Annotated in this window: 23 protein-coding genes; 10 read left to right on the plus strand and 13 right to left on the minus strand. The window is 67.9% G+C overall.

From position 1 onward, the window contains the following. Positions 1-43: 43 nt before the first annotated feature. Positions 44-2,155, minus strand: coding sequence for a phenylacetic acid degradation bifunctional protein PaaZ (gene paaZ, locus AC3ANP_RS02145; RefSeq protein WP_488331720.1), 2,112 nt, complete (start codon positions 2,153-2,155; stop codon positions 44-46). Positions 2,156-2,321: 166 nt separating this feature from the next. Here paaZ and AC3ANP_RS02150 point away from each other — a divergent pair, with 166 nt between their 5' ends. Further along, entirely contained in the window at positions 2,322-2,738 is a 417-nt protein-coding gene (locus AC3ANP_RS02150) for a PaaI family thioesterase (RefSeq protein ID WP_488331721.1), read from the plus strand. A 36-nt stretch (positions 2,739-2,774) separates the two neighbouring features. On the opposite strand, the gene AC3ANP_RS02155 is transcribed toward AC3ANP_RS02150, so the two are convergent. Further along, complete coding sequence (locus tag AC3ANP_RS02155; protein ID WP_488331722.1) at positions 2,775-5,483, minus strand: S1 family peptidase; 2,709 nt, start codon at positions 5,481-5,483, stop codon at positions 2,775-2,777. 297 nt (positions 5,484-5,780) lie between these two features. On the opposite strand from AC3ANP_RS02155, the gene AC3ANP_RS02160 reads away from it, so the two are divergent. Beyond that, on the plus strand, positions 5,781-6,608 hold the full coding sequence (locus tag AC3ANP_RS02160; protein ID WP_488331723.1) for an SGNH/GDSL hydrolase family protein: 828 nt from the start codon (positions 5,781-5,783) through the stop codon (positions 6,606-6,608). Here the strand turns inward: AC3ANP_RS02160 and AC3ANP_RS02165 are convergent. Then, positions 6,605-7,228, minus strand: coding sequence for a GNAT family N-acetyltransferase (locus tag AC3ANP_RS02165; protein ID WP_488331724.1), 624 nt, complete (start codon positions 7,226-7,228; stop codon positions 6,605-6,607). The two genes, AC3ANP_RS02160 and AC3ANP_RS02165, sit on opposite strands and share 4 nt — an antisense overlap. 112 nt (positions 7,229-7,340) lie before the next feature. Here AC3ANP_RS02165 and AC3ANP_RS02170 point away from each other — a divergent pair, with 112 nt between their 5' ends. Then, positions 7,341-7,775, plus strand: coding sequence for an SRPBCC family protein (locus tag AC3ANP_RS02170; RefSeq protein WP_488331725.1), 435 nt, complete (start codon positions 7,341-7,343; stop codon positions 7,773-7,775). A 53-nt stretch (positions 7,776-7,828) separates the two neighbouring features. Here the strand turns inward: AC3ANP_RS02170 and AC3ANP_RS02175 are convergent, their stop codons facing one another. From AC3ANP_RS02175 to AC3ANP_RS02190, 4 genes are all read right to left on the minus strand, one after another. Continuing rightward, complete coding sequence (locus tag AC3ANP_RS02175; RefSeq protein WP_488331726.1) at positions 7,829-8,698, minus strand: 3-hydroxyacyl-CoA dehydrogenase family protein; 870 nt, start codon at positions 8,696-8,698, stop codon at positions 7,829-7,831. A 2-nt stretch (positions 8,699-8,700) separates the two neighbouring features. Next, the gene (locus AC3ANP_RS02180; protein ID WP_488331727.1) at positions 8,701-9,546 is read right to left on the minus strand and encodes an enoyl-CoA hydratase/isomerase family protein; all 846 of its coding nucleotides are present in this window, start codon (positions 9,544-9,546) and stop codon (positions 8,701-8,703) included. Then, the gene (locus AC3ANP_RS02185; RefSeq protein WP_488331728.1) at positions 9,546-10,757 is read right to left on the minus strand and encodes a thiolase family protein; all 1,212 of its coding nucleotides are present in this window, start codon (positions 10,755-10,757) and stop codon (positions 9,546-9,548) included. The genes AC3ANP_RS02180 and AC3ANP_RS02185 overlap by 1 nt, the downstream gene beginning before the upstream one ends. A gap of 128 nt (positions 10,758-10,885) precedes the next feature. Further along, entirely contained in the window at positions 10,886-11,551 is a 666-nt protein-coding gene (locus AC3ANP_RS02190; RefSeq protein ID WP_488331729.1) for a pentapeptide repeat-containing protein, read from the minus strand. 204 nt (positions 11,552-11,755) lie between these two features. Here AC3ANP_RS02190 and AC3ANP_RS02195 point away from each other — a divergent pair, with 204 nt between their 5' ends. Further along, positions 11,756-11,932 (plus strand): CsbD family protein, encoded by a 177-nt coding sequence (locus tag AC3ANP_RS02195; protein ID WP_488331730.1) that lies wholly within the window; start codon positions 11,756-11,758, stop codon positions 11,930-11,932. 88 nt (positions 11,933-12,020) lie between these two features. Here AC3ANP_RS02195 and AC3ANP_RS02200 read toward each other — a convergent pair whose 3' ends face one another. Next, the gene (locus tag AC3ANP_RS02200) at positions 12,021-13,484 is read right to left on the minus strand and encodes an amino acid permease (protein WP_488331731.1); all 1,464 of its coding nucleotides are present in this window, start codon (positions 13,482-13,484) and stop codon (positions 12,021-12,023) included. Between the two features lie 198 nt (positions 13,485-13,682). On the opposite strand from AC3ANP_RS02200, the gene AC3ANP_RS02205 reads away from it, so the two are divergent. The 5 genes from AC3ANP_RS02205 to AC3ANP_RS02225 all read left to right on the plus strand — a co-directional run bounded on the left by AC3ANP_RS02205 (position 13,683) and on the right by AC3ANP_RS02225 (position 18,026). Next, entirely contained in the window at positions 13,683-14,432 is a 750-nt protein-coding gene (locus tag AC3ANP_RS02205) for a CPBP family intramembrane glutamic endopeptidase (RefSeq protein WP_488331732.1), read from the plus strand. 69 nt (positions 14,433-14,501) lie between these two features. After that, positions 14,502-14,942, plus strand: a complete 441-nt coding sequence (locus AC3ANP_RS02210) for a VOC family protein (protein WP_488331733.1) — start codon at positions 14,502-14,504, stop codon at positions 14,940-14,942. Positions 14,943-14,963: 21 nt separating this feature from the next. Beyond that, positions 14,964-15,917 (plus strand): 1,4-dihydroxy-2-naphthoyl-CoA synthase, encoded by a 954-nt coding sequence (locus tag AC3ANP_RS02215; protein ID WP_488331734.1) that lies wholly within the window; start codon positions 14,964-14,966, stop codon positions 15,915-15,917. A gap of 8 nt (positions 15,918-15,925) precedes the next feature. Continuing rightward, complete coding sequence (locus tag AC3ANP_RS02220; RefSeq protein WP_488331735.1) at positions 15,926-17,086, plus strand: AMP-binding protein; 1,161 nt, start codon at positions 15,926-15,928, stop codon at positions 17,084-17,086. Positions 17,087-17,144: 58 nt separating this feature from the next. Then, positions 17,145-18,026 carry a 1,4-dihydroxy-2-naphthoate polyprenyltransferase gene (locus AC3ANP_RS02225; RefSeq protein ID WP_488331736.1) on the plus strand — a complete coding sequence of 294 codons (882 nt, stop codon included), beginning with the start codon at positions 17,145-17,147 and terminating at the stop codon, positions 18,024-18,026. A 36-nt stretch (positions 18,027-18,062) separates the two neighbouring features. On the opposite strand, the gene AC3ANP_RS02230 is transcribed toward AC3ANP_RS02225, so the two are convergent. Further along, positions 18,063-18,371: a DUF4229 domain-containing protein gene (locus tag AC3ANP_RS02230; protein ID WP_488331737.1), complete on the minus strand. Its 309-nt coding sequence runs from the start codon at positions 18,369-18,371 to the stop codon at positions 18,063-18,065. A gap of 84 nt (positions 18,372-18,455) precedes the next feature. Between AC3ANP_RS02230 and AC3ANP_RS02235 the strand changes: the two genes are divergently transcribed. Next, a complete protein-coding gene (locus AC3ANP_RS02235) occupies positions 18,456-18,878 on the plus strand; it encodes a PLD nuclease N-terminal domain-containing protein (RefSeq protein ID WP_488331738.1) in 423 nt (140 codons plus the stop codon). Positions 18,879-18,999: 121 nt separating this feature from the next. Here AC3ANP_RS02235 and AC3ANP_RS02240 read toward each other — a convergent pair whose 3' ends face one another. The 4 genes from AC3ANP_RS02240 to istA all read right to left on the minus strand — a co-directional run bounded on the left by AC3ANP_RS02240 (position 19,000) and on the right by istA (position 22,442). After that, positions 19,000-19,290: a putative quinol monooxygenase gene (locus tag AC3ANP_RS02240; protein ID WP_488331739.1), complete on the minus strand. Its 291-nt coding sequence runs from the start codon at positions 19,288-19,290 to the stop codon at positions 19,000-19,002. Positions 19,291-19,381: 91 nt separating this feature from the next. Continuing rightward, on the minus strand, positions 19,382-19,816 hold the full coding sequence (locus tag AC3ANP_RS02245) for a GNAT family N-acetyltransferase (protein ID WP_488331740.1): 435 nt from the start codon (positions 19,814-19,816) through the stop codon (positions 19,382-19,384). Between the two features lie 296 nt (positions 19,817-20,112). Further along, positions 20,113-20,901: an IS21-like element helper ATPase IstB gene (gene istB / locus AC3ANP_RS02250; protein ID WP_488331130.1), complete on the minus strand. Its 789-nt coding sequence runs from the start codon at positions 20,899-20,901 to the stop codon at positions 20,113-20,115. Next, on the minus strand, positions 20,898-22,442 hold the full coding sequence (gene istA / locus AC3ANP_RS02255; RefSeq protein WP_488331741.1) for an IS21 family transposase: 1,545 nt from the start codon (positions 22,440-22,442) through the stop codon (positions 20,898-20,900). The genes istB and istA overlap by 4 nt, the downstream gene beginning before the upstream one ends. Positions 22,443-22,486 lie beyond the last annotated feature (44 nt).

The following is a 22,486-nucleotide window of genomic DNA, read 5'->3' on the forward strand; positions in this document are numbered from 1 at the left end:
GTCAGGAACGGACCCCCGTAACCTGAGGGAGCGTCCCTAGGGGCTACTTTTCGACCAGGGTCAGGACGTCGTAGGTGGCGACGATCTCATCGTTCTGGTTGGTCAGGACGGCGTCCCAGGCCACCTCGCCGTACTCGTCGGTCTCGCGCGGGGTGATCTTCTTGGCCGTCAGGGTCACGCGGATGGAGTCGCCGGCCGCCACGGGGGTGATGAAGCGCAGGTTCTCGAGCCCGTAGTTGGCGAGGACCGGGCCCGGTGCGGGCTCCACGAACAGCCCCGCACCCCAGGCCAGGAGCAGGTACCCGTGCGCGACGATGCCGGGGAAGAACGGGTTGGCCTCGGCCGCTTCCTGGTTGGTGTGGGCGTAGAACGTGTCGCCGGTGGAGTTGGCGAACTTGGTGATCTCCTCCAGCGTGACCTCGCGCAGCTCGGAGCGGATGGCGTCCCCGATGTGCAGGGTACTCAGGTGCTTCCGGAAGGGGTGCTGGCCCTCGGTGTCGAGGGTGAAGTTGCGGTCCGCGCCGGTGTGCCAGACGCCGGTGACGGCGGTGAGCATGTTGGGCGAACCCTGGATGGCGGTGCGCTGCATGTGGTGCATGACCGAGCGGATGCCGCCCAGCTCTTCGCCGCCGCCGGCGCGGCCGGGGCCGCCGTGGATCAGGTGCGGGACCGGGGAGCCGTGGCCGGTGGAGCTGCGGGCGTCCTCGCGGTTGAGCATCAGGACGCGGCCGTGGTGGGCGGCGATGCCGGTGACCAGTTCGCGGGCCACCTCGGGGTCGTTGGTGCAGACCGTGGCGACCAGTGAGCCGCCGCCGCGGGCGGCGAGCCGGACGGCGTCGGCGAGGTCCGTGTACCCAATCACCGAGGAGACCGGGCCGAAGGCCTCGAGCGAGTGGACCTCCTCGGCTTCCGGGTCGGCCCAGCGGAGCAGCACCGGGGACATGAACGCGCCGCCGTCGACGACGCCGATGTTCCCGTCTGCGCTGGTGACCTTCGGGGCATCGAGGGTGCCGTAGGCGAGCTCGCCGCCGGCGTCGAGCATGGACTGGACGGCGGCGCGCACGTCGGCGAGCTGCTCGAGGGAGGCAAGGGCGCCCATCGTGACGCCCTCGGCGCGGGGGTCACCGACCACGACGCGTTCGGTGACCCGCTCCCCCACCGCGGCGACGACGTCGGACACCAGGTCCTGCGGCACGATCGCGCGGCGGATCGAGGTGCACTTCTGGCCCGCCTTGGAGGTCATTTCCGTGACCAGGGACTTGATGAAGGCATCGAACTCCGGGGTGCCCTTGATGGCGTCCGGGCCCAGGATCGCGGCGTTGAGGGAGTCCGTCTCGGAGGTAAAGCGCACTCCGCCCGTCACCACGTTGCGGTGGGACTTGAGGGTGTTGGCCGTGGCTGCGGAGCCGGTGAAGGCGACGAGGTCGCGGTAGTCGAGGTGGTCCAGCAGGGTGCGGGCCGAGCCGGAGACCAGCTGCAGCGACCCCTCCGGCAGGATTCCGGATTCGTCGATCGCTTTGACCACGGCCGCGGCCACGTAGCCGGTGGGGGTGGCGGGCTTGACGATGGTGGGAACGCCGGCGATGAAGGCCGGGGCGAGCTTCTCCAGCATGCCCCAGACCGGGAAGTTGAAGGCGTTGATCTGCACGGCAACGCCGGGGATCCGGGTGTAGATGTGCTCGCCGGCGAAGGAACCGTCCTTGGACAGCACCTCCATGGGGCCGTCGACGACGACCTGCGCGTTGGGCAGTTCACGCCGGCCCTTGGAGCCGAACGTGAAGAGCACGCCGATGCCGCCGTCGATGTCGACCATCGAGTCGATCTTGGTGGCGCCGGTCTGGGCGCTGAGCGCATAGAACTCGTCGCGGCGGCCGTTGAGATACTGGGCCAGCTCCTTGAGCTTGAGGGCGCGCTGGTGGAAGGTGAGCTTGCCCAGTTCCGCCTGGCCGGTGGTGCGGCCGTAGTCGACGACGCCGGCGAGGTCCAGACCCTCGGTGCTCACCCGGGCCAGGAGTTCTCCCGTGCTGGCGTCCAGGACGGAGGCGGCGCCGGCAGCGGCGGCGGCGTCGGGGGTCCACCAGGAATTCTTGATGAAGCTGGGGACAATCCCCACGGTATCGACCGAGGAAACCGGAGCTGTTGCAGTGGTGGTCATCGTTGACGGGTCCTTCCAACGGGGGCAAGATCACACGGCCAGAGCATTACTGACCGTCCGTTCGGTAATATGTCTACAGTACATGACGCGGCTCTGCGGCACACTAGTAGCGGCAGGCCCGGCAGGCCCGGCCGGCCCGAGACCCCCCAGAATCCCAGGAGACCTTATGATGCCTGAGCCCCGCAGCACCGATCTTTGGACGATCACCCTAGGCGAGCTCGACGAGAAGATGGGCGTCAAGATCGTCGAGCAGTCGGTGGAACGCGTCGTGGCCACCATGCCGGTGGAGGGCAACCGGCAGTCGTTCGGCCTGTTGCATGGCGGAGCGTCGCTGGCCGTCGGCGAGGCGGTCGGCTCCTGGGCCGCGGTGATTCACGCCAGTACCCTGGGCAAGACGGCGGTTGGGGTCGACGTCTCGGCCACACACCACAAGTCCGCGCGCAGCGGCCTCTTGACCATCACCGCCACCCCGCTCCACCTGGGCGGCACCGTGACCACGCACGAGGTGCTGATCACCAACGAGGCGGGCGAGCGGCTGTGTACGCTTCGGATCACCAACCTGCTGCTGGACCGGAAGGCCTGAGCCTTTCCCGGCTGCCGTCGGGTAGCGGCCCCGCCGCTAGCGGACCGCCCGGCGCCGGGCCAGCACGATGAAGAGCGCGCCGAACAACAGTGCTCCCGCCCCGATGCCGGCGGCAGGCAGCATCCCGGCGGCTCCGGTGCTGGCGAGCCCCGGCGTGCCGCCCGATGCGGCCGGAGCCACCGCCGGACCGGGCGAATTCGGCGCCGAAGCCGCGGGCGACGCCGGCACCGAAGCGGTGGGCGACGTCGACGCCGGCACCGAAGCGGCGGGCGGAACCGGCACCGAAGCGGTGGGCGGAACCGGCACCGTGACGGCGGGCGGAACCGGCACCGTGACGGCGGGAACGCTGATGGTGAAACGGGATTCGGCCGTGCCCGAGGCGACGCCGTCGACCGCCTGGGAGACGGCGAGGGTGTGCGTTCCCGCGGCAAGCGCCGCGGGGAACGGCACGCTCCAGTTCCCGGCCGCGACCAGAGCCTGCGGGACCAGTGCACCTGCCACGGCCTTGGCCCCGGTTCCGGAGCCGCCGCCCGTCAGCGCGCGGACCGGCTCCCCGTCGATCAGCACGCTGACCTCGGCGCCGTCAACGCCGGATCCGGAGATGGTGGCGGGCAGGGAGTCCCGGTTCAGCTGCTGGCCCTCCCTGAGGCTGGTGACCGCCGGCGCCGGCGGAACGACGGTGAAGGTGACGGTGACCGGCGCGCTTGCAGCCGCACCGGGGGCCGACTGGATGGCGGTCACAGCCACCTTGCCGTAGGCCGGCTGCCCGGTCGGCTGCACCTTCCAGCGCCCGTCCGGGGCCACCTGCCCGGTCCCGGAAACGTCTCCGGACAGCATGACGAGGGCGCCGGGGGTGCCGGTCCCCTCGATGCTGCCCAGGGCCGGGCGTGGAGCGGCGGCCGGCGTGGTGATCTCCGCAACCGGCAGCCGCGCCTGGGCCACGTCCATGCTAAAAGTTTCCGCTGCCGAGTGGCTGAACCCGTTGATGGTCTGGGCCGTGAAAGTCAGCGGCCCCGCCGGCAGCGGCGCCGGGAAGGACCAGTTTCCTGCGTTGTCCACCGGCACGTCGATTATTTGGGTGCCGACGGTGATGCGCACCTGGGAGCCGGAGGCCACCGCGGCGGCGGGCGCGGCCGGCACGTGTCCCCGGATCAGTTCCCCGGCCACGACCGGGTTCCCGCGCACCGGTGCGAGCAGCTGGGGCCGGTTGAGGAACAGCTGCAGCTGAACGCCTCCGGGGATGTAGTCCAGGGCATCTTTCAGCGTCGTGGCCACGGCGAAGTTCTGCGATGCCCCGCGCGGTTCCCCGGCAGAGTGGGTGCCGACAGCGAAGTTCCCGCTGATCCAGGGTCCGCCGGAGTCGCCGCCACTGGACTGGACATCGTAGGACAGGAAGCCCTTGAAGGCACGCAGGCCGCAGGGATTGAGGACCCGGCCGGTCTCGTCCGTGCAGCTGGTGCCGGGGGTCGGGGCGCCGCCCACCACGTAAATTCCGGTCTCGGCCACGGTTCCGCAGGACCAACCCGTGGTGCGGCCGGACCGGCACACGGCCTGGCCCTGGGAGGGCTCGGTGGCGCCGATGATCTTGACGGAGGTCTGGTCCGGCGCGCCCATGCTTTGCCAGGTGGTGGCCGACGCTTGGACGGCCAGCTCCTGCCGCAGCCCCTTGATGACGGCGATGTCCGTGCCGATGTTGCCGGGACTTCCCTCGGCGCCGGTGATCGGTGAGTTGTTGCGGCCACCGAACTGGCTGAAGCCGAATGTTCCCAGCGCTTCGAGGACCGCAGGCAGGGCCGACGTGGCACCGCCGGCCGGTGCGGCGGTGGCGGGTTCGACGGCAGCGGTCTTCGCCCGGCCGTCCTGGGCGCAGTGTCCGGCGGTCAGCACCACCGGCAGCCCGGCGGGGTCAAAGGCGCCGAAACCGGCAGAGCAGATGTTCAGGCTGTCGACCACGAGGCCCTGGCCGCCGAAGTAGTCCTCTTCGGTCGTGATCGGAGCGCCCTTTTCGAGTTTCACGTTCGCGTACCGGGACACGAAGTCGGCGGCGGAGACCTTACCGGGGGCTGGTGGGGAGCCGGCCGTCGCCGCGTCGTCGTGCCGGCTGTCGTCGTGCCGGGCGGCGTCGCCGGGGCTGCCGGGTGCGGGGGTGGCGGGCCCGGGCGCGGCGGTCTCCGGCGCGTTAACGCCGCCGGTGCGGATGATGAACTGGCCGTTAGCGTAGGCCACTGCCTGCAGCCCGGCCGCCCCGACCTCGCGGACGTAGGCTTCGAAAAGCTGGTCGGCGCTCCCGGCGACGAGCTCGGGTCCTGCGGCGGCCGTGGCGGGCAGCGGCGCGGGCTGCGCGGCTGGCGGCGCGGCCAGCGTGAATACGGCGCCTCCCGCCGCGTTGAGCGTGTCGACCCGTGCGCTGAGCTCCGGGCCGCTTCCGTCGACCACGATCGTTCCGTCCTTCAGGCCGATTCCCTGATAGCCGGGGAGCACGCTGAGCGACGATACGGCGTCGGCGGCGCGTCGGCCCAGCTCCCCGGCGGCGTTGAACTCCTCCAAGGTCATGCCCAGGTCCCGCAGGGTCGCTTCGGCAAGTCCGGCGTCGCTGATTCCCTGCTGCGCGGGCGTTGCGGCTGGCACTGCCGGCGTCGGTGAACCGGTCTGAGCCAAGGCGGGCACGGCCACGGACGTCCCAGCGAGCGCGACGGCGACGGCCGCCGCCACCCGCACCGCCAAAGCGTATCTAGGAGTCTTCACCCGGTTACTTTAGCGCCCCCATTTGTCCAGGATTGCGGCGACCGCCGGGACCGTTACCCCATTGTGGCCCAAAAATGCGGGAGTCTTGAGGTTTGGCTGCGCCAGGCCACGGGCAGGGTTCGGGCAGGTCCCCCGCCATCTTCGCGACGGGACCAACGGCCCGGGCCAGGCCCGGGGCCTCGGGCGTAGGGTGGCGGTGAGCCCGCCGGGCTCCTTTTCAGCTCGCCTGCCGCCGGGACCGACACCCCTTGCGGTACGGGGGGCTGAACCCGCGTGCTGCTACTGAGGGGGAACACCATGGGAACTCTGAAACTTCGACGCCGCCAGACGGCATTCGCCGCCGGCCTCGCCGCCATCGCCATGGCGGTCGGTGTGGCGGCGGCCCCGGCGCAGGCTGTAGACAAAACGAAGTACATCGCGCTCGGAGACTCCTACGCCGCCGGCCAGGGAGCGGGGCCGTACCTGGACGCTTGCTACCGCAGCGATAACAGCTACGCCGAACTCGCCGCTGACGTGAAGGCCATCAAGCTGGTCACTAACGCCGCGTGCAGCGGCAAGACCACGCAGGACGTCATCAGCAGTCAGCTAAAGAAGCTGAATCCCAGCACGGAGCTCGTGACGATCACTGCCGGCGGCAACGACCTCGGCTTCGGAACGATCGTTACGAACTGCGTCACCGCCGTGTTCAATCCCGCTGCGGCCGGGGCCTGCGCAAATGCCAGCGCCACGGCGACTGCCCTGATCACCAGCGGAAAACTGGCCAGCAACGTGGCTGCAATGATTCACCGGGTGCACGAGGCGGCCCCCAACGCCAGGATCGTAGTCACCGGCTACCCCTACCTCTACGACCCGATCCCGGCCGGCCGGACCGATTCACTGTCGCAATTTATCTACCGGGCCACAGAACTGGCTGACGGCCTGAACGGCTCCATCGCCGCAGCCGCCGGCAAACAGTACGTCGAGGTCCGGGGAGCTTTCCTCGGCCACGGCATCAACTCGACAGACCCGTGGATCAACCTCGACCTCGCCAACCCGGGCAGCGCCGACAACTTCCACCCGAATGCCAAGGGCTACCAGGCCTACTACCGGGCACTGAAGTCGGCCGGCGCGTACCCGGGGTCCTAGCGCTCCCTGGCCAGCCGGTACTCCAGGCCATTGCGGACCATCGGCCACTCGTGTTCCAGGATCGAGAACACCACCGTGTCGCGCAGCACGCCGTCGGACGTCCTCGTGTGGCTGCGCAGCACGCCGTCCTGCTTGGCGCCCAGACGGGCGATCGCCTCGCGGGACTGGTGGTTCAGCCAATGCGTGCGGAATTCGACGGCGGGGCAGCCGAGCGTTTCGAAGGCGTGCCGCAGCAGCAGCAGTTTGGAGTCCGGGTTGCTGCCGCTGCCTTGCGCGGATGCGGCGTTCCAGGTGGAGCCGATCTCAAGGCGGGGCGTGGCGGCGTCGATGTTCATGTAGGTGGTCATCCCGATCACCTTGCCCGGCGTGCCGGTAGCCGGCTCCAGCAACCTGGTGGTGAACGGCAGCATCGAGCCGGCCTGCTGCAGGGCAAGCCGCCGGTCGATTTCGGCCGCCATGGCGTCCGGGCGGGGCACCGAGGTGTACCAGAGTTTCCAGAGGTCGCCGTCGCGGACCGCCTCGACCAGCCCGTCGTGATGGTCCTGGCTCAGCGGTTCCAGCACGACGTACTTGCCGGTCAGCGTCACGGGAGTGATTGCGGTATGGTCCGGGAAAGTCACCGGATCATCGTAAGCCAGCCGGCCGGGCCACAGGCCGCCGGGTCTCGGGTTTGCCCCGACTTTTTCGTTCCGTCCCCGGTCCAGGGGCCGTGATTCTCGGTAGGCTAAGCCCATGATCACTGTCCGTGGTACGGTCCGCTCCACCCTCGACCCGGCCCGGGCGCTCGCCTATCTGGCGGCCTTTGAGCACACACCTGAGTGGGACCCCGGAACTCCGGTGGTCAACAAGCTCTCCGCGGGACCGGTAGCAGTAGGCCACCGGTTTTACGCCGAGGCCGAGTTCCGTGGAAAGCGCCAGCCACTGACGTATCAGGTTACTGCGCTGACGTCGGGCCGGATCACGTTGCGGGGCGAGAACAAGGCCGTCGTCTCCGTCGACACCATCGAGGTAGCGCCCGATGATGCCGGGTCAAGGGTGAACTACACGGCCGAGTTCACGCTCAAGGGCTGGCGCAAGATCGCCGAGCCTTTCGCCCGGCCGGCGTTCCGGTCCCTGGCCCGCCCGGCGATGGACGGCATGAAGAAGGCCCTCGACGCCCAGGCTTAGCGCTGGGCAGCGTTTCCTGGCACAGGGACGGCCGCGGCGAGCCGCCGTGGAACTCACGTCCAGTCGAAGAATCCCTTGCCCGTCTTCCGGCCAAGTTCGCCGCGGGCCACCTTGTCCCGCAGGATCTGTGGCGGCGCGAAGCGTTCGCCGAGGGTGGAGGCCAGGTATTCGGCGATGCCCAGCCGGACGTCCAGGCCCACGATGTCGGTGGTCCGCAGCGGGCCCGTGGGGTGCTTGTAGCCCAGGACCATGGCGTTGTCGATGTCCTCGGCGGAGGCGACGCCTTCCTCCACCATCCGCATGGCCTCGAGCGCGATGGCGACGCCGAGCCGGGAAGAAGCGAAGCCCGGCGCGTCGTTGACGACCACGGCGGTCTTTCCCAGCGCCTGAACCCAGCCACGGGCAGCCTCCGCCAGCGCCTGCCCGGTCTGCTCGCCGAGTACCACCTCGATCAGAGTGGACGCCGGCACCGGGTTGAAGAAGTGCAGTCCGAGGAAATTCTGCGGCCGCTTCAGCTCCCGGGCCAGCCCGTTCACAGAGAGCGAGGAAGTATTGGAAGCCAGGTAGGCGCCGTCGCCCAGACGTTCCTCGATGCCGCGCAGTGAGGAAACTTTCAGGTCCCAGTCTTCGGGGACGGCTTCGATCACGAGCTCGCGGTCCTTGAAGTCGTCATAGTCCACGGTTACGGCGAGCCGGGAGACCAGTTCGTCGAGGTTGCCGTCGATGGCTCCACGCTCGATGCTCTTGGCCGCGGCGGACTCGACCCGTTCGCGGGCAGCCTCGGCGGACTCGTCATCGCGTTCGACGACGACTACGTTGGCACCGTTGATCAGGAAGGCGTGCGCGATGCCGGCGCCCATCCGCCCGCCGCCGAGCACGCCGACGGTAGCGGGGAGGTTCGCGGGGAGTACGGAGTTGCTCATGTCTACTGCTTCTTCCGGTCTGGGGTCGTGTCGGCGTCGGTGGCCGGAGATGGTACGGGCTTTTTGGCGGATTTCTTATCCAAAAAAGCCTGCATGCGGTCGAACTTTGCCTGCGACTCGAAGAGGATCCCTTGGGCCAGCTGGTCAATCAGCGGGTGGGACTCCGCAGGGGCGTGGAACACGGATTTGGTGATCCGTACTGCGAGCGGGTCCTGGCCGCCGATCCGGTCTGCCAGGGCGTGCGCGGCGTCCATCAACTGGGCCGGCTCATGGATCTCGGTGATGAGCCCGACGGCGAGGGCCCGGTCGGCGCGCAGCACCGCGCCGGCGAGGAGGATCTCCTTCGCCACGGGTTCGCCCACGAGCTCCTTGAGGCGCCAGCTGGCCCCGGCGGCGGCGAGGATGCCCAGTCCCGTCTCCGGGTTTCCGATCCGAATCCCGGGTGTGCCGATCCGGAAGTCCGCAGCGTAGGCCAGTTCGGCGCCGCCGCCGAGGCAAAAGCCATCGAGCGCAGCGATGACCGGCATCGGGAGCCTGGCGATGCGGACGAAGATCGTCGAGTTGATACCCTGCAGCGCGTCGTCGCGGCGGCGTTCGCGCAGCTGCGCGATGTCTGCCCCGGACGCGAAGACCCCCTCAGAGCCCGCCAGGATGAGTACCTTGGGCGTTTGTTCCAGGTAGGCGCAGACAGCGTGGAGTTCGTCCACCATCTGCTGGTCGATCGCGTTGCGGACCTCGGGCCGGTTGAGCCGAACCACCACCCGGTCATCGCGTTCCTCGACCAGGAGCATCGCGAAGCCGGCGGTGTCCAGGCCGGCGGTGTCCAGGCCGCCGGGCCGGGCCGCCATTAGACGCGCTCCAGCAGCATGGCCGTGCCCTGCCCGACGCCGATGCACATGGTGGCCAGGCCGATCTTGGCGTTTTCTCGTTCCATCCGGCCCAGCAGGGTGATGGCGATCCGGGACCCGGACGATCCGAGCGGGTGTCCCAGCGAGATGGCGCCGCCGTCGCGGTTCACGATCTCGGGGTCCAGCCCGAGCCGGCGCATGCTGGCCAGCGACTGGGTAGCGAATGCTTCGTTGAGTTCGACGGCGCCAAGGTCGCCGGCAGTGAGGCCGGTCCGGGCGAGCACCTTCTGGGTGGCCGGGACCGGGCCGATGCCCATGATTTCCGGTTCGCAGCCCGCCGAGGCGCCGTCGATGATGCGGGCGCGCGGGGTGAGTCCGAGCTTCTGGATGGCTGCCTCGGAGGCGACAATGATGGCGGAGGCGCCGTCGTTCAGGGTGGAGGAGTTACCGGCGGTGACCACGGAACCGCCGGCGACAACGGGGCGCAGTCCGGCGAGTACGTCCATGCTGGTTCCGGCGCGCGGACCCTCATCGGTGTCAACGATCGTCTCCGCCTTGCGGGTCTTTACCGTCACGGGGACAATCTCGTCAGCGAAGCGGCCGGCGGCGATCGCGGCAATCGCGCGTTCGTGCGAGCGGACCGCGAAGGCGTCCGCGTCCTCCCGTGAGATGCCGTCGACGCGGGCGACTTCCTCCGCGGTTTCCGGCATGGAATAGGTCATTTTTCCGCCGCGGGAGAGTTCGCCCTTCTGGAACAGCGGGTTGACGAAGCGCCAGCCGATCGAGGTGTCGAAGATCTGGCCCGGCTTCGCGAACGCGGTTCGCGGCTTTTCCTGGACCCAGGGTGCCCGGCTCATGGACTCGACGCCGCCGGCAACCGCGATGTCCGCGGCGCCTGACTTGATCATCTGGCTGGCCATGATGATGGCGCTCAGGCCGGAGGCGCACAGCCGGTTGACGGTGATGCCGGGAATGTGCAGCGGCAGGCCGGCCAGGAGGGTGGCCATCCGTGCGACGTTGCGGTTCTCCTCGCCGGCGCCGTTGGCGTTGCCGAGGATGACCTCCTCGATGGCGTCCGGGTCGACGCCGGCACGGGTCACGGCCTCCCGGACCACCAGAGCCGCCAGGTCGTCGGGCCGGACTGCGGACAGCGCGCCGCCGTACCGGCCCACGGGAGTGCGGGCGCCGCCAACAAGAAAAGCCTCGACCATGAGAACATCCTTCACCAAGGGAGCAGGGTCGGCTGAATAAATTACCGACCGTTCGTTCTATAACGATTACACGGCGGCTGGTGGCGGTCAACCGGGAGTCAACCGCAGAGCCGGCATGACGCAGCCGCTCAGGCCACCGTAATGCCGAGGTGTCCGGCCAGCAGCGGCGCCAGCAGGGCAAGCTGCTGCTCGTCCACCACCAGCCCGGCGAGGCTGCCAAAGCCGCTCAGCGACCGGAAGTCCGTGCCGCGGAGGTCAAGGTCCTTCAGCCGCGCACCGGTGAGGTCCAGGGTGCCAATGCTGCAGTTCTTCAGGGCGACACGGGTGGCGGTGCAGGAGCCGAGATCGAGTTCGTTGATGATGCAGTCGCTGATCTGGACGTCCACGAGCCTGGCGCCACGGAGGTTGACATAGTCCAGCTTGCCGCCGTCGATCCGCACCGACTGCCAGCTGCCTTCGTAAAGCTGGGCGGAACCCCACCGGGGATTGCGGATTTCGACGTCGCGCAGGCTGGAGCGGGCGGCGGTGAGCACCGGCGCGTAGGACTCTGCCAGGATGCAGTCCCTGAAGCTCGCGCCGCGAAGCTGGGTTTCGTTCAGCGAGACGCCGCTGAACTCGCACTCGGAGAAATTCGTGCCGCTGAGTTCCAGACCGTCCGCCGACGCGCCGCTGTACGCGACACCGTCGTAGCGCTCGCCGCGCCGAAAGTCCGGCTCCGGGTCCGGGACGAGCCCGGTGAGCCGGACCGGGGTAAGGCGTGGACCCGTGGCCCCGGGCTTACCGGCGGCAGCCATCGGGGCATTCCCGCCGGGCCACGGTGCGGGGGTCCCGGCCTGCGGCGCGGGTGTTGAGCTTCATGGTTTCGAGCCTAGCGCGGGCGGGAGTCATTGCCGCCACCCGGACGCCCGGATGCCCCACTGCCCCAAGATAGTAAGTATGCTTTGTGTTAGGCTGAATGTGCGTTGAATGACAACCGGAAACGAAAGGTGGATCACACCATGGGTATCGGAGACAAGATTCAGAACGAAGCGGAGCACCTTGGCGGCAAGGCCAAGGAAGCCACCGGCAACGCCACAGACAATGACCGGCTGAAGGCCGAGGGTCAAAAAGACCAGGTCGTCGCCGACGCCAAGAAGGTTGGCGAGAACGTCAAGGACGGCCTCAAGCGGGACTAGTTTTCACGGTCGACGGCGTCGGACTTTCCTTTGGGGGATGTCCGGCGCCGTCTTTTGTGTCTGACTCGTCACCCTGATCGTCGGCCGGTCAGCTGAAGAACTCGCTCTTGGGTTCGTTGTGCTTGACCTTCTGCCAGCCCAGCCAGAGGACCAGCGCGAAGAACGGGATGGTCGCCAGCGTCCAGAGGCCCAATTGGAAGACCTCGCCGGTCGTGCTGGTCATGGTGTCGAAACCAATCAGCACGGTAATGGCCAGCAGCGCCACGAGCCCCAGCCAACTGGTCCACGGCGAGCCCGGCATGGGCAGCGACGAGACTTTGCCCTTCTTCTTCCGCAGCGCAATCTGGCTGGCGAAGATGGAGCCCCACGTGAAGATGACGCCGATCGATGCAGAGTTCAGGGCCAGATCAAATGCATGCGAACCGCCGAGCCAGATGTTGAGGGTGATCCCCGCGAGGTACACAGCGGCGATGGCCAGGATGGCCGCGTACGGCACGTGCCGGGACGACATCTTGGTGAGCCACTGCGGCGCATGCCCGTTGTTGGCCATGGTGCGGAAAATCCGGCCGATCGAGTACAGCCCGGTGTTGCAGGAGGACAGCGCCGCGGTGATCACGATCATGTTCATGACGTCACCCGTCCAAGCCAATCCCATCTGGCCGAAGACCGTGACGAACGGAGACGTGCCGGCGTGGTACTGGTCCGACGGCAGGAGCATGGCCAGCAGCGAAACCGAACCCACATAGAACACCACGATGCGGATGACCACGGCGCGGATGGCCCTGGGTACCTCGCGTTCGGGGTTCTCCATTTCGCCGGCGGTGATACCGACCAGTTCGATCGCGTTGTAGGCGAAGATCACGGCGTTCAGGACCAGGATCATGACCAGGGCGCCCTTCGGGAACATGCCGCCCTCGGCGTGGAACAGGTTGCTGACCGAAGCGTGGCCGTCGCCCACCTTGGCATTTGTGACCACCATAAACGTGCCCACGGCAAGGAAGGCGACGATGGCCGCCACCTTGAGGCACGACGCCCAGAACTCAAACTCGCCAAAGACCTTAACGCTCAGCAGGTTCACGGCCACCAGCAGCACCAGCGCGGCGATAGCCGACATCTCGACCGGGACATTGGGGAAGAAAAACTGGAAGTACAGGCCGATCGCGATCAGTTCGGCAATACCGGTCATCGCCCAGTTGATGAAGTACATCCACCCGGACAGGTACGCGCCCTTCTTGCCGAACATTTCGCCGGCGTAGCTGACAAACGAACCGGACGTCTGCCGGTACATGATGAGCTCGCCGAGGGCCCGCATCAGCAGGTAGGCGAGGACGCCGGCGATGGCGTAGGAAAAGATCAGCGCCGGCCCGGTGGAGGCCAGTCGTCCGCCCGCGCCCATGAAGAGGCCGACGCCGATGGCGCCGCCCATCGCGATCATGGTCACGTGGCGGCGGCCCAGAGTTTTTTTGTAGCCCTCGGCGCTGAGGGTCGGGTCCGCGGCGGCGGCGGTTGTTGCCGTAGCGTTTTGGGGTCGGGTGGAAATACTTTGCGGCACAGCGGTTTCCTTGCAGATCGGGGTCTTGCCGGGACGGACAGACGGGTCCGGGCGCACCAAAGCGCGTTCGGCCAGAGTCCGGGGGTCAGCGTCGGGTAGGGCCCGCGGCCCCCGCGCGGCTGAATTATTCTATCCGCTTTCGAGACCAAACCGTGACCGGGGCAACAGCGCGGCCGGTGCCGCCGCTAGGCTGAGGGAATGGATTCTGCTCTCCGACAGCTGCCGGCGCCGCGTCCGGACCTCTACGCTTTTTCCCGGTTGGATCTGGTCACGGCGGGGCTCTACGTGGCGGTGGCGGCGTTTTTCGCCACGGCGTCGGGTGTGCTGGCCCCGCTGTTGCTGCAGTTCTCGCCCAGTCCGGCGGTGGCATCCTATGCCGTCAATCTGATCTTTTATGCCGGCATTGGCCTCCTGGCGTTGACCGCGGCCCGGCTGGTGGCGGGTCGGGATCTCCGGGTGCTCGCCACCCGGCCCTGGTTCACGTTGCTGATGGTGCCGCTTGCTGTGGTGGCCATGCTGATCCTGACCGCGGTGCTGGTGGCGCTCACCGGTCCGCCCCAGCTGTCCGTGAATCAAGCCGGGCTGCAGTCGCTCATGCAGCAGGTCCCGGTCTGGCTGATGGTTCCGCTCCTGGTGGTGGTGGGCCCGTTCGTCGAGGAGTACATCTTCCGGCATTTGCTGATCGGAAAGCTGAGCCGGCGGCTCAACGTCTGGCTCTGCTGCGGGCTTTCGGTCGTGTTGTTCGCGGCCCTGCACATCGTCGGCCAGGAGGCGATTACCCTCCCGGTGCTGGCACCGTATCTCGCCATGGGCGCCACTCTGGTGTTCGTCTACATGTGGACCGGAAAGAATGTGATGTTCTCCTACTTCGTGCACGCCACGAAGAACCTGCTGGCCGTCGCCTTCATCTACGCCATCCCGCCCCAGCTCCTCGGGGCGCTGCAGTAGATCCGGGCGTCCGGAAGGCCGGCACACCCCCCTCTGGCGCCGGGGCCGCCGCCGTCGTAGGTTTCTCCCATGGCATTGAACATCCAGATTGCTGTCGACTGCGCCGACCCCCACGCCCTCGCCGACTGGTGGGCCGAAACCCTGGACTGGGCTGTCGAAGCGCAGGACGAGGACTTTATCCGTTCCATGATCGCCCAGGGCTTCGCGACCGAGGCAGAAACCAAACGGCACCAGGGGAAGCTGGTCTGGCGGACCGGGGCCGCGATCCGGCCGCCCGAAGACCTCAACGCCAAGCCGCCAACCCGGCGGATCCTGTTCCAGACCGCACCCGAGGGCAAGACCGTCAAGAACCGGGTCCACTGGGACGTGAACCTCGCCGGCGGGGACAAGGACAAGGTCCGCGCCGCGCTCGAGGCCCGCGGCGCCAGCTTCCTCTGGACCGCCAACGAGGGCCCGCATTCCTGGCACACCATGGCGGACCCGGAAGGCAACGAGTTCTGCATCAGCTGAGCCGATTACTAGACTCGGACTGTGAGCAACGAAATCCCCGCCAAGGTATCCGACGTCTTTGACCCCACCCGCTGGCGCACCGTGTCCGGCTTCGACGACTTCCAGGACATGACCTATCACCGGCAGGTGGAGCGCTCCGACGACGGCACCGTGGTCCGGGACCTGCCGACGGTGCGGATCGCGTTCAACCGGCCCGAGGTCCGCAATGCCTTCCGGCCCGGCACCGTCGATGAGCTCTACCGGGCACTGGACCACGCCCGGATGACCCCGGATGTTGCCACCGTCCTGCTCACCGGCAACGGCCCCTCCCCCAAGGACGGCGGCCACAGCTTCTGCTCCGGCGGCGACCAGCGGATCCGCGGCCGGGACGGTTACCGCTATGCCGACGGCGAAACCCAGGAGACCATCGACCCCGCCCGCGCCGGCCGGCTGCACATCCTTGAGGTCCAGCGGCTGATGCGGACCATGCCCAAGGTGGTCATCGCCGTCGTGAACGGCTGGGCCGCCGGCGGCGGGCACTCGCTGCACGTGGTCTCGGACCTCACGATCGCGTCGCGCCAGCACGGCAAGTTCAAACAAACGGACGCCACGGTGGGCAGTTTCGATGCCGGCTACGGCTCCGCGCTGCTGGCCCGCCAGATCGGCCAGAAAGCCGCCCGCGCGATCTTCTTCCTGGCCCGCGAATATTCCGCCGAGGACATGGTCCGGATGGGCGCCGTGAACGAGGCGGTGGACCACGAACGGCTTGAGGAGGTGGCCTTGGAGTACGCCGCGGACATCGCCCGGCAGTCGCCGCAGGCCATCCGGATGCTCAAGTTCGCGTTCAACCTCGCCGACGACGGCCTGGCCGGCCAGCAGGTGTTCGCCGGCGAGGCGACGCGGCTGGCCTATATGACGGACGAGGCGGTGGAGGGCAAGGAAGCTTTCCTGGAAAAGCGGGATCCGGACTGGTCCGCCTTCCCGTACTACTTCTGAGGTTGCCCATGACTGCCGGAGCCGCCCACATCGAACCCGCCCTCTCGGCCCTCGCTGCCGCCCTCCGCGGCGAGGGGGCCGCCGTCGAGCTGTCCGCAGGGCCGAACGGCTCGCCCGTCGTCGCTCTCGTGGAAACCCCCGGATTCGAGGGCGCCGCCGTGGTGGTGCGGACGTCCGGCTCCACCGGAACGCCCAAGGCCACCGTGCTGACGACCGAGGCGCTGGCGGCATCCTCGATGGCGACGGCAATGGCGCTCAAGGGGGAAGGCCAGTGGCTGCTGGCGCTCCCGGTGCAGTTCGTGGCCGGCGTGCAGGTGCTGGTCCGATCGCTGTTCGCCGGCACCCGGCCGTGGGCGATGGACCTCTCCGGCGGGTTCACCCCGGAGGCCTTCACCGCTGCCGCGCTGGAGCTCACGGACGCAATCCGTTTCACCTCGCTGGTACCCACGCAACTACAGCGCCTGCTGGACCGGCCCTCGGCCGAAACCCTGGCCGTGCTGCGGCGCTTCAATGCGGTCCTGCTGGGCGGCGCCCCCGCGCCGGCCGGGCTGCTCGCGGCGGCCCGTGACGCCGGCGTCCGGGTGGTCACCACCTACGGCTCGGCCGAGACCTGCGGCGGCTGCGTGTACGACGGCGTTCCGCTGGACGGCGTCGAGGCGAAGCTGGGCCCGGACGGCCGCATCCTGCTGGGCGGCGAGACCGTGGCCGCCGGCTACCTCGACCAGCCAGAGCTGACCGCTGAGAGCTTCTTCGAGGAAGACGGCATCCGCTGGTACCGCACCCACGACCTCGGCGAGTTCGGCCCGGACGGCCGGCTCGCCGTGCTGGGCCGGGCGGACGACGTCGTGATCACCGGCGGCGTCAAGGTTTCCGCCGCGCACGTGCAGCGGGAGCTGGAGACGCTCGACGGCGTCCGGGCGGCCTTCGTGGCCGGCGTACCGTCCGCCGAATGGGGACAGGCCTTGGCGGCCTACGTGGTCCTGGCGGACGATTCGCCCGCCTCGGCTGCCGCGTTCGGCGCCAGCCTGGCTTCCGCCGCCGGAACCCTGACCGGAGCCGAGGTGCCGAAAACGGTGCTCACCGCCGCGGAGCTGCTCATGCTCCCCAACGGCAAACCGGACCGCGTGGGCATGACGGTTCGGCTGAATGCGCGGCATCAGGGAAAATAGAGAAGCACCAAGCATGCCCGACCGACCAGAACGTCACCGAATCAACGAGGTACTGAACGTGGCCACAGCCGCACAATGGATTCAAGGCGCCCGTCTGCGCACCCTGCCGGCCGCGATCGCGCCGGTCCTCATCGGGTCGGCCGCCGCCTATGCGATGGAGGCGTTCCGTCCCGTCAATGCCGTGCTGGCGGCCCTGGTGGCGCTGCTGCTCCAGCTCGGCGTGAACTACGCCAACGACTACTCCGACGGCATCCGCGGCACCGACGAGGACCGGGTTGGCCCGCTGCGGCTGGTCGGCTCCGGGGCGGCGAAGCCGGAGCACGTGAAGCGTGCGGCCTTCGCGGCGTTCGGCCTGGCGATGCTGTTCGGCCTCGCCCTGGTCATCATTACGCAGGCCTGGTGGCTGATCCTCGTGGGCCTGGGCTGCGTGTTCGCTGCCTGGGGCTACACCGGCGGCAAGAACCCGTACGGGTACCTGGGGCTGGGCGACTTGTTTGTCTTCGTGTTCTTTGGGCTGGTGGCAACTCTGGGCACCACCTACACGCAGGCCGGCCGGCTGAGTTTGGAAGCGGTGGTCGGTGCGATCGGCACAGGGCTGATCGCCTGCGCGCTGCTGATGGCCAACAATGTCCGGGACATTCCCACCGACCGGGTCGCGGGCAAGAAGACCCTCGCAGTGCGGCTCGGCGACAAGCACGCCAGGGAAAGCTACGTGCTGATGCTCGCAGTCGCGATCCTGCTGGTGATCGTGCTGGCGCCGGCGCGGCCGTGGATGTTGATTGTGCTGCTGCTCATCCCGGCGAGCCTGATGCCATCCTGGCTGATGATTGCCGGGCGGCGCCGCAAGAGCCTGATCCCGGTGCTGAAGCAGACGGGGCTGATCAACCTCGGTTACGCCGTGCTGTTCTCGCTCGGGCTGGTGCTAAGCAGCCGGTTCTAGCCGTATCCGGCCGCTGGGCGCCGCGGGAGACGCGGTTCAGGAGTCCTTGGGGCGGCTGTCCGTCTGCACCGTGACGTCGGGGTGCTCGTCGACGAGGCGGTCCTCCGCGGCGGCGTCGTCGATCTCGCGCGCGCTCCGCAGCGGCTTTGCCTTACCGGAGAACCGGTTGTGGATGGAAGCCGTGGCTTCGTCGCGCTGCCGCTGGAAAAACAGGAAGCTGATCGCGAAGGCCATCATTCCGGCGCAGAGCGCGGCGAGCAACCAGCCCAGCTGCAGATAGACAAACAGTGCGAACAGCGGCAGGAACAGCGCCAGGCGGATCAGGGAGTATTTCAGGAATGCCACGGTTCCAGTTTAGCCGCTGGGCACTGCCCCGGACCGCCCAGTTCGCCGGGCGCTGGAATGCCCCGTGAAGGCTAAACTGAAGCTATGCTCCGTGTTGTGGTACCAATCATCGTGCTAGTCGTATTTGTCTACGGATTGATCGACCTGATCCGAACTGATGCACGCCAGACCAAAGGCATCTCCAAGGCCGCCTGGATCGTGGTGCAAATCGTCCTTCCGGTGATCGGTGCTGTGCTGTGGTTCCTCATCGGAAGGCCGCGCGCCGATGGAGGCTCGTCCGCGCCAGTCACCTACCGGCACCCGACGGCCCCGGACGACGACCCCGAATTTCTTCGCAATCTCGAACAGCGCCGCCGCAACCAGGCCGAGGCCGACCGGCTGAAGAGGCTGCAGGCGGAGCTCGACGCCAAGGAACGCGGGCTTCGCGACGGTGACTCCCGCGGACCGGGCACCGGCGGGGCCCAGGGCAGCGGGGACCCCGCCCAGGGCACCGACGAAGTCAAATAGTTCCGTCTGCTAATTCCGTCTGCGCGGCCAGGACCGGCAACAGATTCAGCCGGCATCACATGCAGCAGGTTGGCGAGGCGTAAGCGGGGCGCATCTCCCCGAGTGCCCGGCAGCCGAACGGTCAGAGGCCGGACTCTAAGCCTTCGATCTCGTAGTGTCGATCGATGTACGCAGTTGCCCTGCCCCATTCGCTTTCAGCGACGCGTTGCTGATGTGCTCGGAACGACTCGCCGTCCTGGAATTGCTCGTCCACCTGCCAGACGAGCGGGTTCTGAGTCGGGTTCACCTCGAACGACAGGCATCCTGGCTCGGCGCGTGTCAGCTTGATGTGCAGGGGAAGGTGCTGCGCCACCACCGCGACCTGCTCTTGGTTACTGCAAACAAGTTGGCCGGTGAGGAAGACATTGCTCATAACTCATCCTTGCATCGCCGAACTCAGCGCCCGACATCGTCCCGGTGCAGCCTCCCTCACCGGGCGTTTGCTGACAACGAACCGGAGATTTTCAGCCGGATAGGGTCTTTTCGAATATGTCGTCCGTTTCAGTTGCCCACTGCTTGCGCCCGTCTTGGTCAACGTATCGGTACGTTGTCGTGGTCGTCCGCCCCGCAAATGAGAATCCCAAGCGTTGATAGAGTCGACGGGCTCCAAGATTATCGACGCCAACGCCAAGATAGAGCTTGCCGAAGCCCCTCCGCGCCGCCTGCGTTTCAATCCATCGGCACATGGCTGTACCTGCCCCGGCGCCCCGAAAGGCTTCGTGAACGTAGAGGTGCTTCAGTTCCGGGGCGTCGTCGGAGCCGAAATCTAAGACGACGGTGCCAAACAACTGTTGATCCCGCCACGCAGCTGCGAAGACAATGTTTCCGGCAGCCTGCTCACGCAGAAAGTGGCGCGCGATACCCGAACCTGGTGGTTCGCCGGCTTCTAACGCAGCCAAGTCCCGATCAGTGCACCTTCGAACCTCTGGCTCCGTCCTCATTCAGTCCCCCACTGTACGTTTCGTCGAGCGTACCGACTCGGCAGACGAAATGTGGACTGAGCCCCGTCTGACAAGGGGATCGACCCCTCTACGGGACAGTTCAGGTCTCTATCGGTTCGTTTGTCAATGGCCAGTAGTTTCTGCCCACGGGCGGCCAGTTGATGTGCCCGCTGGTGGCCAGTAGAACTGCCCGGTGATGGCCAACAGATCTGCCCACTGATTTGTTCGGCGGGGTTGGCCATCGTTTGGTTTGGTTAGTTCAGTCGGGTTACTCCTTTTCCTGCGAGGGCTTGGGTGAGGCGGACGGAATCGCCGCTGGTCTGGCAGACGTGGGCGTGGTGCAGCAGCCGGTCAACGGTGGCGGTGGCGAGCGTCTTGGGCATGAGCTCATCGAATCCGGCCGGGTGGAGGTTGGAGCTGATCGCGACTGACCGTTTTTCGTAGGCGGCGTCCACGACCCGGTAGAGGCCTTCGGCGGCGTCCGTGGCCACCGGCAGCAGGCCGATGTCATCGATGACCACGAGTTCGGCGCGCAGGATCCGGGCGACGGCGCGGGTGACGGTGTCGTCGGTGCGGTGCGCTCGGATCAGGACGCCGAGGTCCTCGAGCCGGAACCACGCCACGCGCATCCCGGCTTCCACGGCCTGTTGGCCGAGGGCTTCGAGGAAGAACGTCTTGCCGGTGCCGGAGGGTCCGCAGACGACCAGGTTCTCCCGCCGGCTGATCCATTCCAGGGTCCGCAGCGCCTGCTGGGTCGGGGCCGGGATGGAGGACACGGCCGGGTCCCAGGCATCGAAGGTTTTCCCGGTCGGGAAGCCCGCGGCCTTGCGGCGGGAGGCGAGCATGGACCGGGCCCGCCCGGCGGATTCCTCGGCGAAGAGGGCCTTGATGACCTCGACCGGTTCCCACCGCTGCGCGCGGGCTGTCGCGATCAGCTCCGGTGCCAGCGCCCGGGCGTGAGGCATCTTCAGGGACCGCATCAGGGCCTCCAGGTCCGGCGGCAGCGGCGGGGCCGCGGTGTTGGTCGTCGTGACGGGGCTCATCGGGGCTCCTCCGGGGTGGTGTTTGTGGCCGCGGTGTTCAGGGCGGGGTTGCCGATCGCGGCCCACGCGCCGGTTCCCTGGGTCAGGGAGGTGGCTTCGTTAGCGGCGTGGGTGGTGGTGCGGCGGATGTTGGCGTTCAGGATGGAGGCGAGGTCCGGGTGCGCGAAACGGCCATGCAGGGCCGCGTCGCCCAGTGCCCGGTCCACTGCCGCGGTGCCGGCGATTTTCGCCAGGGTCACTGCCTCGGCCATCTTCACGTTCATCCGTGTCGTCCCGGCCGCGGCGGCCTCGACCAGCCAGGTTCTGGCGCCGTCACCGATGGCCAGGAACGCGGCTTCGTCCGCGCTGCGGGCCCTGACCTCGTAGTCGCCGGGGATCCGGGTCCTGGTTCCGGGGAAATGCTCATCGTTGATGGCGGGGCTGCCGGGCCGTGCCCGGTCGTGGCGGGCGACTTCGACCGGGCCGGAGGCGCCGGGGTGGACGATGATGACCTGTTCGCCGGGTCCCGTCCCGTGGGTGCGCACGAACACCCGGGCCCCGAGCAGGTGCGCCGGGACGGAGTATTGGGCGTTCTCGAACGTGACCATCGGGGTGTTCTCCGGGACGGTGCGCGCCAGTCCGAACGCGACCGTGTGGGCGGTATCGGGGATCCGGTGCAGCCTGGGGGCTTCTTCGGCGAGCATGGACTCCGGTTTGCGCCGGGTCGCCCGGTGTTCACGGTTGTTGACCTCGTCCATGAACGCCGCGCAAGCAGCCTCGAGTTCCGCGAAGGAGGAATACTCGTCGCGGAGGTTGGTGTCTTTGGGCACGATGTCGGCCTTGGCGAGTTTCACGGACGCTTCGACCCCGCCTTTGGTGGCAGGGTCCGCCGGCTGGCAGGTCAGGACCGTGACACCGTAGTGCCGGGCGAAGTCCAGGGTCTGTTGGTTCCTGATCGGGACCCCGGCGACATGGGCGGTGGTGACGGTCTTCTCGTTGTCGGTGAGCACATACGTTGGTGCCCCGCCCAGGATGCGGAAGCACCGGTCCAGGGCAGCGAACACGCTCGGCGCGGTCCGGTCTTTGAGCGGGATCACGATCCGGAACCGGGAGAACGCCAGCCACGCCACAAACAGGATGGTCTTCACCCCGCCAATCCGGGGCCCGTCGCCGAAGTCGTACTGCAGCCACATCCCCGGCTCGGTGATCCAGGGCCGGTGGACCCGGGTATGGCCGAGCCGCCACGCCGCTTTGACCTGCGCGATCGCGCGGCGGGTGGAGCGTTCCGAACCCGTGTAGCCCAGGGCAACGAGCTTTTCGTGGGCTTTGTCCGCGCGGATCCGGCCCTTGGATCCTTCGATCCATTCCTCGATCTTGGGCAGAAACGCGTCCGTGACCCGGCCCCGGGCCGCGGGTTCCCCGATCGGCCGGCCAGCGTCCCTGGCAGCGACGTGTTTGGCAACGGTGTGGTGCGAGCAGCCCGTGAGCTCCGCGGTGGCGCGCAACGATCCGGTCAGATCGTAGGCAGCAAGAATTTCCATGATTTCTCCGTCAGACTTCATACAGGGCCTCTTCCTGGTTCGCTTTTGGTGCGCTTAGACACCGT

It is taken from the genome of Arthrobacter sp. JB02-1C (assembly GCF_057748045.1).

What these genes read in the sequence shown, in the direction of transcription:
- paaZ (WP_488331720.1), bottom strand. Translation starts at nt 2,155, where the DNA reads ATGACCACCACTGCAACAGCTCCGGTTTCCTCGGTCGATACCGTGGGG.
- AC3ANP_RS02150 (WP_488331721.1), top strand. Translation starts at nt 2,322, where the DNA reads ATGATGCCTGAGCCCCGCAGCACCGATCTTTGGACGATCACCCTAGGC.
- AC3ANP_RS02160 (WP_488331723.1), top strand. Translation starts at nt 5,781, where the DNA reads ATGGGAACTCTGAAACTTCGACGCCGCCAGACGGCATTCGCCGCCGGC.
- AC3ANP_RS02170 (WP_488331725.1), top strand. Translation starts at nt 7,341, where the DNA reads ATGATCACTGTCCGTGGTACGGTCCGCTCCACCCTCGACCCGGCCCGG.
- AC3ANP_RS02175 (WP_488331726.1), bottom strand. Translation starts at nt 8,698, where the DNA reads ATGAGCAACTCCGTACTCCCCGCGAACCTCCCCGCTACCGTCGGCGTG.
- AC3ANP_RS02180 (WP_488331727.1), bottom strand. Translation starts at nt 9,546, where the DNA reads ATGGCGGCCCGGCCCGGCGGCCTGGACACCGCCGGCCTGGACACCGCC.
- AC3ANP_RS02185 (WP_488331728.1), bottom strand. Translation starts at nt 10,757, where the DNA reads ATGGTCGAGGCTTTTCTTGTTGGCGGCGCCCGCACTCCCGTGGGCCGG.
- AC3ANP_RS02190 (WP_488331729.1), bottom strand. Translation starts at nt 11,551, where the DNA reads ATGGCTGCCGCCGGTAAGCCCGGGGCCACGGGTCCACGCCTTACCCCG.
- AC3ANP_RS02195 (WP_488331730.1), top strand. Translation starts at nt 11,756, where the DNA reads ATGGGTATCGGAGACAAGATTCAGAACGAAGCGGAGCACCTTGGCGGC.
- AC3ANP_RS02205 (WP_488331732.1), top strand. Translation starts at nt 13,683, where the DNA reads ATGGATTCTGCTCTCCGACAGCTGCCGGCGCCGCGTCCGGACCTCTAC.
- AC3ANP_RS02210 (WP_488331733.1), top strand. Translation starts at nt 14,502, where the DNA reads ATGGCATTGAACATCCAGATTGCTGTCGACTGCGCCGACCCCCACGCC.
- AC3ANP_RS02220 (WP_488331735.1), top strand. Translation starts at nt 15,926, where the DNA reads ATGACTGCCGGAGCCGCCCACATCGAACCCGCCCTCTCGGCCCTCGCT.
- AC3ANP_RS02235 (WP_488331738.1), top strand. Translation starts at nt 18,456, where the DNA reads ATGCTCCGTGTTGTGGTACCAATCATCGTGCTAGTCGTATTTGTCTAC.
- AC3ANP_RS02240 (WP_488331739.1), bottom strand. Translation starts at nt 19,290, where the DNA reads ATGAGCAATGTCTTCCTCACCGGCCAACTTGTTTGCAGTAACCAAGAG.
- istB (WP_488331130.1), bottom strand. Translation starts at nt 20,901, where the DNA reads ATGAGCCCCGTCACGACGACCAACACCGCGGCCCCGCCGCTGCCGCCG.
- istA (WP_488331741.1), bottom strand. Translation starts at nt 22,442, where the DNA reads ATGAAGTCTGACGGAGAAATCATGGAAATTCTTGCTGCCTACGATCTG.